Here is a 13,291-nt window from a genome sequence, read left to right on the forward strand (position 1 = left end):
GGCTATCAGGCGTCCAGCGCCTGTACCAGGCCGTCGAGCCGGTATCCGAGCCAGTCGTAGATCGCGTAACGCTGGTCGTCCGCGTCGTGGTCGTCCTCGGTCTCGATGCCCAGACGCGAGGCGAGGACGAGCCGCAGAGCCGAGAGGGTTCGCAGCCAGGCGCCGGAGTGGTCCGCATCGAGCGCGACGGCGAACTCCTGCTGCGCGTCCCCGGCATCCATCTGTGCCGGGTCCAGTGTCTCGCCGTCGGCGAGAAGGGATGCCAGAACGAGTGCCGCGTCGTCGGCACGACGGTGCAGCAGGTCGGCTTCGGTGAGGGAGCGGAACTCCTGGGCGGCGTCGGCGTCGTCGCGGTACGCGTCGGGCACGAGGCGCGCCACGGCAGGGTCCGCGGTCGCGTCGACCGTGTCCGCGACCAGGTCGGTGAACTGCGTCGTGAGCGCCGTCAGATGGGCCGCTTCGAGGCGGCTCAAGACGATCACTGCGACGGGCCCGCTCATGGTGCCTCCCGCACGGTCGCCCAGAGCCCGTAGTCATGCATCGCCGCCGCGTGCAGTTCCATCTGCTCGCGGGCGCCCTCGGCCACGATGGCATGTCCCTCGTGATGCACGGCAAGCATCAGCGTGTGCGCGCGTTCGGACGTGAACCCGAAGTATTCGCGGAAGACGTGCACGACGTAGCTCATCAGGTTGACGGGGTCGTTCCACACCACGGTCTGCCAGGGACCGGCCGTCGAGGCCGTCAGCTCGACATCGAGGTCTTCGAGGGGGAGTGTCACCATCACGCCCACCCCAGTTCGTGCAGTCGCGCGTCGTCGATGCCGTAGAAGTGGGCGATCTCGTGCACGAGTGTCGTGTGCACCTCGTCGCGCAGGTGATCCTCGTCGTCGCACACGTCGAGGTGCGGCTCGCGGTACACGATGATCCGGTCAGGCAGGTCGCCCATGCCGTACTGGGCTCGCTCGGTCAGGGCCAGTCCGTCGTACAGTCCGAGCAGATCGAGGCTGCCGTCTTCGGGGCGGTCTTCGATGACGAAGACGACGTTGTCGAGCCCGCCGACCATGTCGTCGGGAAGACGGTCGAGCTCGTCCGAGACCAGGGTCTCGAACGCCTCGGCATCCATCTCGATCACACGAACCTCCCGAAGGGGGTATTGGGGTGAGTAACGGGGCTCGAACCCGCGACATCGGCCACCACAAGGCCGCGCTCTACCAACTGAGCTATACCCACCATGTGCCCTCGCAGGCAACCCCGACAGTCTATTACAGTCCGGCCGCAAACGACGAAACGGCCGCCGCCGCGGCGCCCCGAGCCGTCTCGCTCGTAGGCCCCGGCTGCGGGACGAACACCGCCTCGCGGTAGTAGGCGAGCTCGCGGATCGACTCGCGGATGTCGGCGAGCGCGCGATGACCGCCGTTCTTCTCGGGAGCGTTGAAGTAGGCACGCGGGTACCAGCGGCGTGACAGCTCCTTGATCGTCGACACGTCGACGTTGCGGTAGTGCAGCCAGCGGTCGATGCGCGGCATGTACTTCGCCAGGAACATCCGGTCGGTGCCGATCGTGTTGCCTGCCAGCGGCGCCTTGCCCTCGGGCACGAACCGCTGGATGTACTCGAGCACCTCGAGCTCGGCCTCGGCCAGGCTCACCCCGTTCGGGATCTCCTCGAGCAGCCCCGAGGTGCGGTGCATGTTCGTCACGAAGTCGTTCATCTGGTCGAGTGCGGACGGGTCGGGCCTGATAACGACCTGGAACCCGGCATCGAGCACCTTCAACTCGAAGTCCGTCACGACGACGGCGATCTCGACGAGTTCGTCGACCGCGAGATCAAGCCCCGTCATCTCGCAGTCGATCCAGACGAGACGATCGTTCTCAGCGGCAGAAACCATGCCGTCCATCCTAATCGCCACCTCCGACGCGACCCGGCGCGGCCGGTAATGTGGGACTGCGCCTCCGTAGCTCAGTGGATAGAGCAGCGGCCTTCTAATCCGTTTGTCACAGGTTCGAATCCTGTCGGGGGCACCAGCGGGTCTGGCTTTGCCCGGCGTGGCGGCGTAGCGTCAGTCGCATCGGAAGGAGTCGAAGTGAGCATCACGTCACCGACATCAACGCTCTGGGTCGCCTACGGCTCGCAGGGCAGGGTTGCGGGAACCGTGCGCAGGACCGAAGACGGCTACATCGTCACGATGGCCGCCGCCGACGCGTCCGTGGGCACCTACCCCTCGATGGAGATCGCCAAGAGCGCGTTGCACAGCCATATGCCGCCCGGTTCGGACTGGCCGATGTTCCGGGAGCATTGACCGTCACGCCACAGCGTCACGCCGCCGTCTGCGCCATCCGTGCACGGGCGGCGGTCGCACGCCGGCGGTGATCGAACACGGGCAATGCGAGGTGCACCAGCGGGCCGATGAGCGCGGCGAACAGGATCGTGCCCAGACCCACTGTCCCGCCGAGCAGCCAGCCTGCGCCGAGCACCGCGATCTCGACGCCCAGTCGGCTCGCCCAGATCGGCCAGCCGAAGCGCTGGTTGAGGCCGGTCATCAGGCCGTCTCGCGGTCCGGGCCCGAAGTTCGCGCCGATGTAGAGGCCCGAGGCGATGGCCACCACGATCACGCCGAGCACGAACACCGTCAGCTGAAGCCACCAGCCATCGACCGCAGGCACGATCGCGAGCGTGCCCTGCATGCTCGTCCCGACCAGCAGGATGTTGGCGACGGTGCCGACGCCGGGCTTCTGCCGCAGCGGGATCCACAGCAGCAGCACGAGGAAGCCGACGATGTTCGTCACCCAGCCGATGCCGATCCCGGTCTGCTTCGACAGTCCCTCGGCGAACACGGTCCACGGGTCCAGCCCGATGCCGGCCCGCACCATGATGGCGCAGCCGGCGCCGAACAGGGCCAGTCCGATGAGCAGTTGCACGAATCGTAGAAGCACACTCACATCCAAGCGTATTATTGGACTCTTGCCTGCAGTCCAATTCGGGTAGCGTGGCCCCATGGACTCCCGTATCACCGCTCGTGCACTCTCGCATGCGCTCGGAGGCTGGCGCACGCGCGAGCCCGCGTACGAAGCGCTTGCCGATGGCATCCGTCTGCTGTGCCTCGACAATCGGCTGGCCCCTCGCACTGCCCTGCCGGCCGAACGGGAGCTCGCCGCAGCATTGCACGTGAGCCGGACCACCGTGGCCGCGGCCTACCGGAGTCTGCGCGAGACAGCGCACATCGAGAGCCTGCGCGGTTCGGGCAGCGTGACCCTTCCGCTGGGGCGCCGTGAGCCCGGCCGGATCGCCGTCGCCGACGATGACATCGACCTCCAGCAGGCCAGTCCGGCGGCGTGGCCCGGCCTCGCGGGCATCATGAGCGAGGTGGCTCAGGATGCCGCCGCTCTGGTCGCGCGCCCCGGATACGACATCGTGGGCAGCCGCGCCCTGCGTGCAGCGATCGCTCAGCGGTACTGCGAGCGGGGGCTCGAGACCACTGCTGATCAGGTGATGGTGACCAGCGGCGCTCAGAGTGCCATCCACCTGCTCGCCCGGGTACTGATCCGGCGCGGCGAGCGGGCGATGATCGAGACCCCGACGTATCCGCATGCCGCGGAAGCGCTGCGGGGAGCGGGGGCTCGACTGGTCGGCGTACCCGTGACGGTCGAAGACGGCTGGGATCTCGACCGCGCCGTCCAGGCGTTCGCCCGCACACAGTCGACGATGGCGTATCTCATGCCCGGCTACCAGAATCCGACGGGCGGCTGCATGACGGTGCATGAGCAGACGGTCGTCGCCGACGCCGCCGCCCGCGCCGGCGCCACGCTCGTCATCGATGAGACGATCAGCGAACTGGCCATCGACGCGGAGCCGCCTTCGGTGCCGTTCGCCGGCGAAGACGTCGTGCGCCTCGGCTCGCTCGGCAAGACGGTGTGGGGCGGACTTCGCGTCGGGTGGATCCGCGCGGATCCGCCGCTCATCCGCCGACTCGTCGCGGCGCGCCCGCAGCACGACCTCGGCACCCCGGAGTTCGAACAGGCCGTGGCCGCGCGAACCCTTCCGCTCATGCCGGAGATCCTCGCCCAGCGCGCCGGACTGCTGGGATCCGGGCGCGACGAGCTGTGCGCGGCCCTGGCTGCCGGGCTGCCGGAGTGGCGCGTTCCATCGGTCGCAGGAGGCGTCGCCCTGTGGGTCGAGCTCGACGCGCCGCTGAGCTCGAGCCTGGTGCTGGCGGCGCGTGCGCAGGGCGTCTATCTGTCTGCCGGGTCGCGCTTCGCGGTGGACGGCGGTCACGATCGCCACCTCCGCCTGCCGTTCACCGCGCCCGCCGAGCAACTGCACCGAGCCGCCGACGTGCTCATCCGCTGCTGGCCGATCGTGCGCGCCGCCGCGCCGGCCGAACACACTGACCTGCTCGACGCCGTGGTCTAGCGCGAGAGCCGCAAGCACTCGACGGCCTCCGCCGCCGACCAGAAGATGCCGATCTGCCGGAACGATCGACTGGGTACATGGAACCGGCGGGCCTCCCACCCTCCACCGGCATGGATGGAACGCTCCGCGAGATGCCCGACGGCGCGCCCTGATCGGTCGACGACGCGCCACAGACCCGGTCCGACGGGCAGCAACGCGACGGTGTGCGGCACGACGGGCGTCGTCACGCCGGTCCTCGCTCGTACAGCAGTCATGATTCTCTCCCTCCGCTGTCGAACATAACTACGGCCACCGACATGGATGCGGCCGTGCCTCCTCACGCCCACGCTTCAGCGCCTCCTCCCCAACGGTGTGTTCGGGCGCGCTGTCCACAGATGTCGCCGCTCGCATCCGGACGACAGGCCCGGTCGGTCACGCTGGTGGTGCTTCGGCACCCGTGGGGCACGCGGGTGCCGAAGCGGGGCGAGGGAACACCGTCGCCCCCGTCTGAGAGGAGACCGCAATGAAGGACCGCATCACCGTCATCGGAAACATCGCCAACAGCCCGGAACAACGTCGAACCGCGGCGGGCGACACCGTCGTGAACTTCCGCCTGGCCACCAACCAGAGCCACTACGACACCCGGACCGGCAAATGGGTCGAGGGTGAGACGAACTGGTACAAGGTCTCCGCTTTCAGAGCACTGGCGGAGCACGCACTCGCCTCCCTGCACGTGGGTGAGCGGGTGATCGTGACCGGCACCTTCCGGCTGCGGCAGTGGGACAACGGCGAGAAGAAGGGCACGGATGCGGAGATCGACGCCGACGCCGTCGGACACGACCTCCGGTGGGGGACGACCGTGTTCCGGCGGGACCAGTCGAACGTCGACGCGGGTCGCGATCCCGGCGCCACCGGCGCCGAACCGTCGAACGGCAATGACGCAGGAGCGGGGGATCCTCCGGTGCAGACGTGGCCGACCCCGCCGATCGCGGGGGAGTCGCAGGACGCGGCGAACGGCGACCACCGTGCGCTGGTCGGTGCGAACGCCGACGCCTCCCCGGCCTGGCGCACGCCCGGAGTCGACGACGACACGCCGTACTGAGAGTGGGTGTCAACCCTGACACCTAGAATCACTGGGTGCCCCGATACGACGTCCGCCCGCCCCGTCGCTACCGGGCCCGGCTGCTGGCGCTGATCGCGGGTGCGTCCCTGGCTGTGGCGGCCTTGGCCGGCTGCACGCCCGTAGCCCCTGCTCCGACCGCACCGCCCAGCACGAGTCCCCCGCCGGCGGCGACGCCGACCCCGACTCCGACGGGGCCGGTCCTGTTCCCCGATGGCACGGCTGACGACAACCTTCCCCTGTTCGCCCACGTGGTCGAGACGGTGGCTGCGGGCGAGGACGCGGTCGCGGGCCGGGCGTACGTCGATGCGCTCGTGGCCGCCGGCTTCGACAAGACGGCGATGCAAGTCACGAACGACCGTACGACGGTGGGCAACCCCGCCGACAGCATCCAGTTCTCGGTGCTGTGGGACGGCGAATGCCTCGTCGGCCAGGTCGGGCCGTCGACGCCCGCACCCACCGCCGTCGTCCTTCCCGAGCTGCCCGAGGGCGGCTGCCTCGTCGGGGTCACCCGCGACATCGACTGGTGAGTCGGCGCCCCGGCACGCCGGAGACGGCTCTCATGGTTGCGCCGGTAGGCTGGAGGGCGAACTTCCGCCGCATTCGGCGATACCACCCACACCGTGAGCAGTAAGGGGCGTGCATACGCATGGCCGAGTACATCTACCAGATGGTCCGTGCCCGCAAGGCGGTCGGCGAGAAGCTGATCCTCGATGACGTGACGATGGCGTTCCTCCCGGGCGCGAAGATCGGCATGGTCGGCCCGAACGGCGCGGGCAAGTCGACGATCCTCAAGATCATGGCGGGACTCGATCACCCCTCAAACGGCGAGGCGAAGCTGACCCCGGGCTTCAGCGTCGGCATCCTGATGCAAGAGCCGGTGCTGGACGAGACGAAGACGGTCCTGGAGAACGTCCAGGACGGCGTCGCGATCAAGGCCAAGCTCGACCGCTTCAACGAGATCTCGGCGCTCATGGCCGACCCGGACGCCGACTTCGACGCGCTCCTGGCCGAGATGGGCATCCTGCAGGAGGAGATCGACGCCGCCGACGGCTGGGATCTCGACTCCCAGCTCGAACAGGCGATGGACGCCCTGCGCACGCCCCCGGGCGACGCCGAGATCGCGCCGCTCTCGGGCGGTGAGAAGCGTCGCGTGGCCCTTGCGAAACTGCTCCTGCAGAAGCCCGACCTCCTGCTCCTCGACGAGCCCACCAACCACCTCGATGCCGAGAGCGTGCAGTGGCTCGAGCAGCACCTGCAGTCCTACAAGGGCGCGGTCATCGCGATCACCCACGACCGGTACTTCCTCGACAACGTCGCGGAGTGGATCGCGGAGGTCGACCGCGGTCGCCTCATCGGCTACGAGGGCAACTACTCCACGTACCTCGAGAAGAAGGCCGAGCGCCTCGACGTCCAGGGCAAGAAGGACGCCAAGCTCGCCAAGCGGCTCAAGGACGAACTCGAGTGGGTGCGCTCCAGCGCGAAGGGCCGCCAGACCAAGTCGAAGGCGCGTCTGGCCCGCTATGAGGAGATGGCCGCCGAGGCGGAGCGCACCAAGAAGCTCGACTTCGAAGAGATCCAGATCCCGGCCGGACCCCGCCTGGGCAGCGTCGTCATCGAGGCGAAGAACCTCCAGAAGGGGTTCGGCGACCGCACCCTCATCGACGGTCTCAGCTTCAGCCTGCCCCCCAACGGCATCGTCGGCATCATCGGCGCGAACGGCGTCGGAAAGACGACGTTGTTCAAGACGATCGTGGGCATCGAGCCGCTGGACGGCGGCACGCTGAAGATCGGCGAGACCGTCAAGATCAGCTACGTCGACCAGACCCGCTCGAACATCGACCCCAGCAAGAGCCTGTGGGAGGTCGTGTCCGACGGGCTGGACATCATCACCGTCGGCAAGACCGAGATCCCCTCCCGCGCCTACGTCTCGAAGTTCGGCTTCAAGGGACCCGACCAGCAGAAGAAGGCGGGAGTGCTCTCCGGTGGCGAGCGCAACCGGCTGAACCTCGCGCTGACGCTCAAAGAGGGCGGCAACCTGCTGCTCCTCGACGAGCCGACCAACGACCTGGACGTCGAGACCCTGAGTTCCCTCGAGAACGCGCTGCTCGAGTTCCCCGGCTGCGCCGTGGTCATCACGCACGACCGCTGGTTCCTCGACCGCATCGCCACGCACATCCTCGCTTACGAGGGCACAGACGAGAACCCGGCCAAGTGGTACTGGTTCGAGGGCAACTTCGAGGCGTACGAGGCGAACAAGATCGAGCGCCTCGGCCCGGACGCCGCCAACCCGCACCGGTCCACGCACCGGAAGCTCACACGCGATTGAGCCGAGCGCAGCCGGGCATGCTCGGCTGCCGAGGCGATTGAAGCGTGGTGACGAACGACGTGAGGATCACCCATGACTGACACCCGCGCAGGCGATGCGCCGGCGCGCATGCATGTGCCCATCCATCTGCGGTGGGGCGATCTCGACGCGTTCAACCACGTGAACAACACGTCGATGCTGAAACTGCTCGAAGAGGCCCGTGTGCGGGTGTTCTGGCTGCCGCAGGCCGGCGAGGCGGCGCCCGCGACGGCAGTGGTCGACTCGAGCCTGGCCGCGGGCACGGTGACGCTCATCGCCCGGCAGGAGATCGAGTACCTCGCGCCTGTGCCCTACCGCCGCGAGCCTCTCGACGTGCAGATGTGGTTCGGCAAGATCGGCGGCTCGAGCGTGGAGGTCTGCTACGAGGTGTTCAGCCCCCACGGCGAGTCGCCGCAGGTGCTGTACGCCCGGGCCACCTCGGTCGTCGTGATGGTCGATGTCGCCACCGGCCGGCCCACGCGCCTGACCGCCGAGATGCGCCGGGTGTGGGAGCCGTACCAGGGCCCGCCGATCGTGTACGGGCACCGTCGCTGAGCGCTACTGGCCCGGGATCCGCGCCATGATCTCCTGCGCCACCGTGGCGATCAGGACACCGTCGCGGGTGAAGATGCGGCCGGTGGCAAGACCTCGTCCGCCACGCGCGCTGGGCGACTCCTGATCGTAGAGCAGCCAGTCGTCCACGCGTCCCGGGCGGTGCCACCACATCGCATGGTCCAGGCTCGCGACCTTCAGCCCCGGGTGCGACCACGTCACCCCGTGGGCACGAAGAACGGACTCCTGGATCGACAGGTCGCTCATGTACGCCAGCGCCGCGCGGTGCAGCCGCGGGTCGTCGGGCAGTTCACGACGCGTGCGCATCCACACCGCCTGCCGCGGGGCCGGGGGGCCCTCGACCGCGCCGTAGATCGGCGACGGGATGTGACGCAGCTCGACGGGCCGGTCGGTGAAGAACCGCTTGGTCATCGGGTGCAACCCGCTCAGGTGGTCTTCGACGTTGGGCAGATCCTCCGGCTGGGGGATGCCGGTGGGCATCGCCGCCTGATGATCCAGCCCCGGGCTGTCTGTCTCGAACGACGCGATCATCGAGAAGATCGGGAGGCCATCCTGAAAGGCCTGTGTGCGCCGGGTCGAGAACGATCGGCCGTCGTGGATGCGGTCCACGGAGAAGGTGATCCCGCTGGACGCATCGCCGGGTCGCAGGAAGTACCCGTGCATCGAGTGCACCGTCCGGTCGGGCGGCATCGTGCGCTCCGCCGCGATGACGGCCTGCGCCAAGACTTGTCCGCCGAACACCCTGCCGGTCGGCATGACCTGCGAGACACCGGTGAAGATGTCCTCGGTGGTGCGGGCATCACCGGAGTCGAGCGTCAGCACCGCCAGCATCGCAGCGACGGGGTCGACATCCTCGGACACACGGTCTCCGCTCCTGCCGGCGCCGCGTGCACCGGTCCTCGATAGTCTAGAGCGGATGTCTGCCCGCCTCCTCTTCCGCGACGCCCCCGCCGCCGCGGACGCGCTCACGTTCGCGCAGCGAGCATCCCGCCTCGGCGATGGTGCGGTGCGGCTGCGCGGTGCCGAGGGAGTGCTGGCCATGACGGCCGCGCCCATTGCCCCACGCGGGCTGCTCGACTCGACCCCGACGGTCATCGGCATGCGGGTTCTGCCGGTCGATCCGGAACTCGTGTGCGACCTCATCGTGGATGCGACCGCACTGTCGCGTGACGACGACGCTCTCGTGCTGCCCGACAGCGGCGTCAGCGCGCCGTGGGCCGGCATCGCCCCGCCCCGCGCCGGGTGGGAGGTGACCGGCGAGCTGAAGGCTTCGGTGCTGGCCACCCGCGCCCAATGGGGCATTGCCGCCGTCGCGGGGAATGTGCCCCGGGATGCCGGAGATGACGCGGTGCACGCCGTGCGCGCGTCGGTGTGGGGCGTCGATGATCCCGAACTGGCAGACCTGCCCCGTGGCGTGGCGTTCGCCGCGTTCGGACTGGGCTTCATCGGCGGCGACGAGACGATCACCGTGAGGCAGTCGGGCATGTGGACACGGCTGACGCTGGTGCGCGGCCACATCCTGGTCCGCCGTCAGCAGCTGCCGGGCCTGACGCCGGTGCGGCGCACCGGCAGCTGAGTCAGACCGCGGCCGCCGCTGCCCGTCCGGCGGTGCGGCCTGTGAAGAGGCATCCGCCGAGGAACGTGCCCTCGAGAGCGCGGTACCCGTGCACGCCGCCCCCGCCGAAACCGGCGGCCTCGCCGACCGCGTACAGCCCGGGGACCGGTGCGCCGTCCGCCCCGAGCGCACGGCCCGAGAGGTCGGTCTCGATCCCGCCGAGGGACTTGCGCGTGAGCACATGGAGCTTGACCGCGATGAGGGGACCGGCCTTCGGATCGAGGATCCGGTGCGGCGCGGCGGTGCGCACGAGGCGGTCTCCGCGGAACGCGCGCGCCGAGCGGAGCATCGCGATCTGGGCGTCCTTGGTGAAGTCGTTGGCCATCTCTCGGTCGCGGGCCTCGACCTCGGTGCGCACGCGGCCCGCGTCGAGCACGTCGCCACCGGGCAGTGCCTGCATGCCCGCGATGAGCTCGTCGAGGCTGTCGCGCACCACGAAGTCCGCGCCGTGGTCGAGGAACGCCTGCACCGGGCCTGCCGCGCCCTTGCCCAGTCGCGTCTTGGCGAGCAGGGGGATGTCTTTGCCGGTCAGGTCGGGGTTCTGCTCACTGCCCGAGAGGGTGAACTCCTTCTCGATGATGCGGTGCGAGAGCACGAACCACGAGTGATCGTGGCCGGTGCGGCGCAGGTGGGCGAGCGTGCCGAGCGTGTCGAACCCGGGGAACAGCGGCACCGGCAGACGCTGCCCGGTGGCATCCAGCCACACAGATGACGGACCCGGCAGGATGCGGATGCCGTGCTGGGGCCACACCGGGTTCCAGTTCTGGATGCCTTCGACGTAGTGCCACATCCGGTCGCCGTTGATGAGCCGGGCTCCGGCGGCGGCCGAGACCGGCTGCATCGAGCCGTCGACGTATGCGGGGACGCCGGTCACCATCGACTCCGGTGCCGTCCCGAGTCGCGACGGCCACTGCGCGCGCACCAGGTCGTGGTTCCCGCCGATCCCGCCGGAGGCGACGATCACGGCGGATGCGGCGATCTTGAAGTCGCCGACCACCTCCCGCGACGATGCGACACCGCGTGCCGCGCCCGAAGGCGCGAGGATCTCGCCGGTGACACCGGTGACGGCACCGTCGGTGATCGTCAGCTCGGTGACCCGGTGGCGTGCGAGCACCGTGACCCGGCCGTTGCGCTCACCCTCTTCCACGGCGCGCTGGAAGGGGGCGACGATGCCGGGGCCGGTTCCCCACGTGATGTGGAAGCGGGGGACCGAGTTGCCGGGCCCGGTGGCGGTGTAGCCGCCGCGCTCGGCCCAGCCGACGATGGGGAAGAACGAGACGCCCATGCCGCGCAGCCACGCGCGCTTCTCCTCGTGCGCGAACTGGAGGTAGGCCTCGGCCCAGCGTCGCGGCCAGAGGTCCTCGTCACGGTCGAACCCGGCGGTGCCGAACCAGTCCTGGCGGGCGAGATCGACGGAGTCCGCGATGCCGAGGCGACGCTGCTCGGGCGAGTCCACGAAGAACAGCCCGCCGAATGACCAGTGCGCCTGCCCGCCGAGGTTCGTGCGCGGCTCCTGGTCGACGATCGTGACCCGCTTGCCGGCCGCCAGCGCCTCACCGGCGGCGACCAGCCCGGCGAGCCCCCACCCCACGATCAGGACGTCGGTGGTGCGGGGCTGCTGGTTCGGGTCGGTCATGGCTACTCCTTCGTAGGCCTTGGGTGCACTATCAGGGTGGTGGCGCCGGGTGTCTGCGCGGGACCGATGCCGGTGGGTTCGAATGTGTTGACCATCGCGTGCGCCGCGCGCTCGAAGTAGTCCCAGAGCGTGGCCTCGTGCAGCGCGGAGAGCTCGAGCGAGTCCACGGCGGCGCGCATGTGCGTGAGCCAGCGGTCGCGGGCGTCGGGGTTCACGTGGAAGGGCACGTGCCGCATGCGCAGCCGCGGGTGGCCGCGCTGCTCGCCGTACGTGGACGGCCCGCCCCAGTACTGCTCCAGGAACATCCGCAGGCGGTCGGCGGCGGGTCCGAGGTCCTCCTCCGGGTACATGGGCCGGAGGACCTCGTCGCCGGCGACGCCCTGATAGAACACCTCGACCAGGCGCGCGAAGGCGGGGTGCCCGCCGATCTCGTCGTAGAAGCTGGTCGGGGTGGCATCGGTGGTCATGACGGGGTGCTTTCGGGGGAGTCGTCGGCCGGGGGCGGGGTGGATGCCGGTGCCTCGGCGTCGGCCGGCCGACTCTTCTTCTTGGGCTTCCAGACCGGCCGCTCCGGGATGTTGGTTGCGACCGGGGTGGGCCGCGTGCGCGGCGGATTGGCGCCCCGGACGCGCTGCGCGCCCTCGAGACCCTCGAGCGTCACGGCGGCCAGCTGCGGAATCGGCAGACCCATCTCGTCCATGGCGTGCTTCAGCCGCATCCGCAGTTCGAGGGCGACATCGTCCTTGGCGTTCGCACGCGTCTTCATCACCACTCGGATGACGAGGGCCTCTTCGGCGATCGACTCGAGGCCCCAGACCTGCGGCTCCTCGAGGATGCGCGTACGCCACTTCGGATCGCCGGCGATGCTCTTCGCGGCATCCATCATGGCCTGCTCCACCGCATCGATGTCCGCGTCCACGGGCACGGACAGATCGACGATGACCCGGGCCCAGCCCTGCGACAGGTTGCCGATCCTCGTCACCTCGCCGTTGCGGACGTACCAGAGCGTGCCGTTGACGTCGCGGACATGGGTGATGCGCACGCTCACGTACTCGACGATGCCGGTCGCCAGGCCCAGGTCGACGACGTCGCCGATGCCGATCTGGTCCTCGGCGACGATGAAGATGCCGTTCAGCACGTCCTTCACGATGTTCTGCGCCCCGAAGCCCAGTCCGGCGCCGATGGCCGCGGACAGGAGCGCGAACGATCCCAGCACACTCGCGTCGATGACATTGACGACCAGGAGGAGGGCGATGATCACGATCGTCACGTTGACGATGTTCTGCAGGATGGAGCCGAGCGTCCGGGTGCGCTGGACGACACGGATCGCCGCGAGCGGCGAGCGTTCCAGCGCCTGTGTGTCGTCGACGTTCGCCTTGGTCTTGGCGCCCGACACGATGCGGCTGACGACCCGGCGGATGACCAGTCGCAGCACCCAGGACAGCAGGAACGCGCCGACGATGATTCCGGCGATGGCGAGCAGCTTCCAGCCGGTCACCGTCACGATCTCCAGCCACCACCCCCAGGACCACTGGTCGGGGGGCGCGGTGGCAAGCGGAGCGATGATCATCGCATCGATCCTAATGACCGATCCCCTTGCGTGGCCTGAATGCC

At 69.2% G+C, this 13,291-nt stretch carries 17 protein-coding genes and 2 tRNA genes; 8 read left to right on the forward strand and 11 right to left on the reverse strand.

All coding sequences use genetic code 11. The features are described 5' to 3' along the window. Window positions 1-5: 5 nt before the first annotated feature. The 5 genes from BKA10_RS03970 to orn form a co-directional block, all read right to left on the reverse strand. Complete coding sequence (locus tag BKA10_RS03970; RefSeq protein WP_183498698.1) at window positions 6-500, reverse strand: DUF2017 family protein; 495 nt, start codon at window positions 498-500, stop codon at window positions 6-8. Then, the gene (gene clpS / locus BKA10_RS03975) at window positions 497-781 is read right to left on the reverse strand and encodes an ATP-dependent Clp protease adapter ClpS (RefSeq protein ID WP_183498699.1); all 285 of its coding nucleotides are present in this window, start codon (window positions 779-781) and stop codon (window positions 497-499) included. Before clpS ends, BKA10_RS03970 begins: the two co-directional genes overlap by 4 nt. Next, complete coding sequence (locus tag BKA10_RS03980; RefSeq protein ID WP_241740006.1) at window positions 781-1,122, reverse strand: metallopeptidase family protein; 342 nt, start codon at window positions 1,120-1,122, stop codon at window positions 781-783. Before BKA10_RS03980 ends, clpS begins: the two co-directional genes overlap by 1 nt. A 31-nt stretch (window positions 1,123-1,153) precedes the next feature. Then, window positions 1,154-1,229, reverse strand: a tRNA-His gene (locus BKA10_RS03985). Between the two features lie 32 nt (window positions 1,230-1,261). Beyond that, on the reverse strand, window positions 1,262-1,885 hold the full coding sequence (gene orn / locus BKA10_RS03990; RefSeq protein WP_183498701.1) for an oligoribonuclease: 624 nt from the start codon (window positions 1,883-1,885) through the stop codon (window positions 1,262-1,264). Window positions 1,886-1,945: 60 nt separating this feature from the next. Here orn and BKA10_RS03995 point away from each other — a divergent pair. Both BKA10_RS03995 and BKA10_RS04000 read left to right on the forward strand, forming a co-directional pair. Then, a tRNA-Arg gene (locus tag BKA10_RS03995) sits at window positions 1,946-2,021 on the forward strand. A gap of 59 nt (window positions 2,022-2,080) precedes the next feature. Then, window positions 2,081-2,296 (forward strand): methyltransferase, encoded by a 216-nt coding sequence (locus BKA10_RS04000; RefSeq protein WP_183498702.1) that lies wholly within the window; start codon window positions 2,081-2,083, stop codon window positions 2,294-2,296. A gap of 16 nt (window positions 2,297-2,312) precedes the next feature. Here the strand turns inward: BKA10_RS04000 and yczE are convergent, their stop codons facing one another. Continuing rightward, window positions 2,313-2,930: a membrane protein YczE gene (gene yczE / locus BKA10_RS04005; protein WP_183498703.1), complete on the reverse strand. Its 618-nt coding sequence runs from the start codon at window positions 2,928-2,930 to the stop codon at window positions 2,313-2,315. 61 nt (window positions 2,931-2,991) lie between these two features. Here yczE and yczR point away from each other — a divergent pair, with 61 nt between their 5' ends. Continuing rightward, window positions 2,992-4,407, forward strand: a complete 1,416-nt coding sequence (gene yczR / locus BKA10_RS04010; RefSeq protein WP_183498704.1) for a MocR-like transcription factor YczR — start codon at window positions 2,992-2,994, stop codon at window positions 4,405-4,407. Here yczR and BKA10_RS04015 read toward each other — a convergent pair. Then, window positions 4,404-4,661, reverse strand: coding sequence for a hypothetical protein (locus BKA10_RS04015; RefSeq protein ID WP_183498705.1), 258 nt, complete (start codon window positions 4,659-4,661; stop codon window positions 4,404-4,406). The two genes, yczR and BKA10_RS04015, sit on opposite strands and share 4 nt — an antisense overlap. Window positions 4,662-4,909: 248 nt before the next feature. Here BKA10_RS04015 and BKA10_RS04020 point away from each other — a divergent pair, with 248 nt between their 5' ends. The 4 genes from BKA10_RS04020 to BKA10_RS04035 all read left to right on the forward strand — a co-directional run bounded on the left by BKA10_RS04020 (window position 4,910) and on the right by BKA10_RS04035 (window position 8,408). Then, window positions 4,910-5,488, forward strand: coding sequence for a single-stranded DNA-binding protein (locus BKA10_RS04020; protein ID WP_183498706.1), 579 nt, complete (start codon window positions 4,910-4,912; stop codon window positions 5,486-5,488). A 35-nt stretch (window positions 5,489-5,523) separates the two neighbouring features. After that, a complete protein-coding gene (locus tag BKA10_RS04025; RefSeq protein ID WP_248198981.1) occupies window positions 5,524-6,036 on the forward strand; it encodes a DUF6993 domain-containing protein in 513 nt (170 codons plus the stop codon). Between the two features lie 119 nt (window positions 6,037-6,155). After that, window positions 6,156-7,835: an energy-dependent translational throttle protein EttA gene (gene ettA / locus BKA10_RS04030; RefSeq protein ID WP_183498707.1), complete on the forward strand. Its 1,680-nt coding sequence runs from the start codon at window positions 6,156-6,158 to the stop codon at window positions 7,833-7,835. A gap of 72 nt (window positions 7,836-7,907) precedes the next feature. Continuing rightward, a complete protein-coding gene (locus BKA10_RS04035) occupies window positions 7,908-8,408 on the forward strand; it encodes an acyl-CoA thioesterase (RefSeq protein WP_183498708.1) in 501 nt (166 codons plus the stop codon). A gap of 3 nt (window positions 8,409-8,411) precedes the next feature. Here BKA10_RS04035 and BKA10_RS04040 read toward each other — a convergent pair whose 3' ends face one another. Beyond that, window positions 8,412-9,257: an acyl-CoA thioesterase gene (locus BKA10_RS04040; RefSeq protein ID WP_183501051.1), complete on the reverse strand. Its 846-nt coding sequence runs from the start codon at window positions 9,255-9,257 to the stop codon at window positions 8,412-8,414. An 85-nt stretch (window positions 9,258-9,342) separates the two neighbouring features. Here BKA10_RS04040 and BKA10_RS04045 point away from each other — a divergent pair, with 85 nt between their 5' ends. Beyond that, a complete protein-coding gene (locus BKA10_RS04045; RefSeq protein ID WP_183498709.1) occupies window positions 9,343-10,002 on the forward strand; it encodes a DUF8185 domain-containing protein in 660 nt (219 codons plus the stop codon). Between the two features lies 1 nt (window position 10,003). On the opposite strand, the gene BKA10_RS04050 is transcribed toward BKA10_RS04045, so the two are convergent. From BKA10_RS04050 to BKA10_RS04060, 3 genes are read right to left on the reverse strand one after another with little or no spacing between them, the layout of a single operon-like run. Next, window positions 10,004-11,677 (reverse strand): FAD-binding dehydrogenase, encoded by a 1,674-nt coding sequence (locus BKA10_RS04050; RefSeq protein ID WP_183498710.1) that lies wholly within the window; start codon window positions 11,675-11,677, stop codon window positions 10,004-10,006. A gap of 2 nt (window positions 11,678-11,679) precedes the next feature. After that, window positions 11,680-12,144 carry a globin gene (locus tag BKA10_RS04055; protein WP_183498711.1) on the reverse strand — a complete coding sequence of 155 codons (465 nt, stop codon included), beginning with the start codon at window positions 12,142-12,144 and terminating at the stop codon, window positions 11,680-11,682. Next, window positions 12,141-13,247, reverse strand: coding sequence for a mechanosensitive ion channel family protein (locus BKA10_RS04060; protein WP_183498712.1), 1,107 nt, complete (start codon window positions 13,245-13,247; stop codon window positions 12,141-12,143). The genes BKA10_RS04055 and BKA10_RS04060 overlap by 4 nt, the downstream gene beginning before the upstream one ends. Between the last annotated feature and the right edge of the window lie 44 nt (window positions 13,248-13,291).

It is taken from the genome of Microbacterium invictum, from assembly GCF_014197265.1.
In the GTDB taxonomy this organism is placed as follows: domain Bacteria; phylum Actinomycetota; class Actinomycetes; order Actinomycetales; family Microbacteriaceae; genus Microbacterium; species Microbacterium invictum.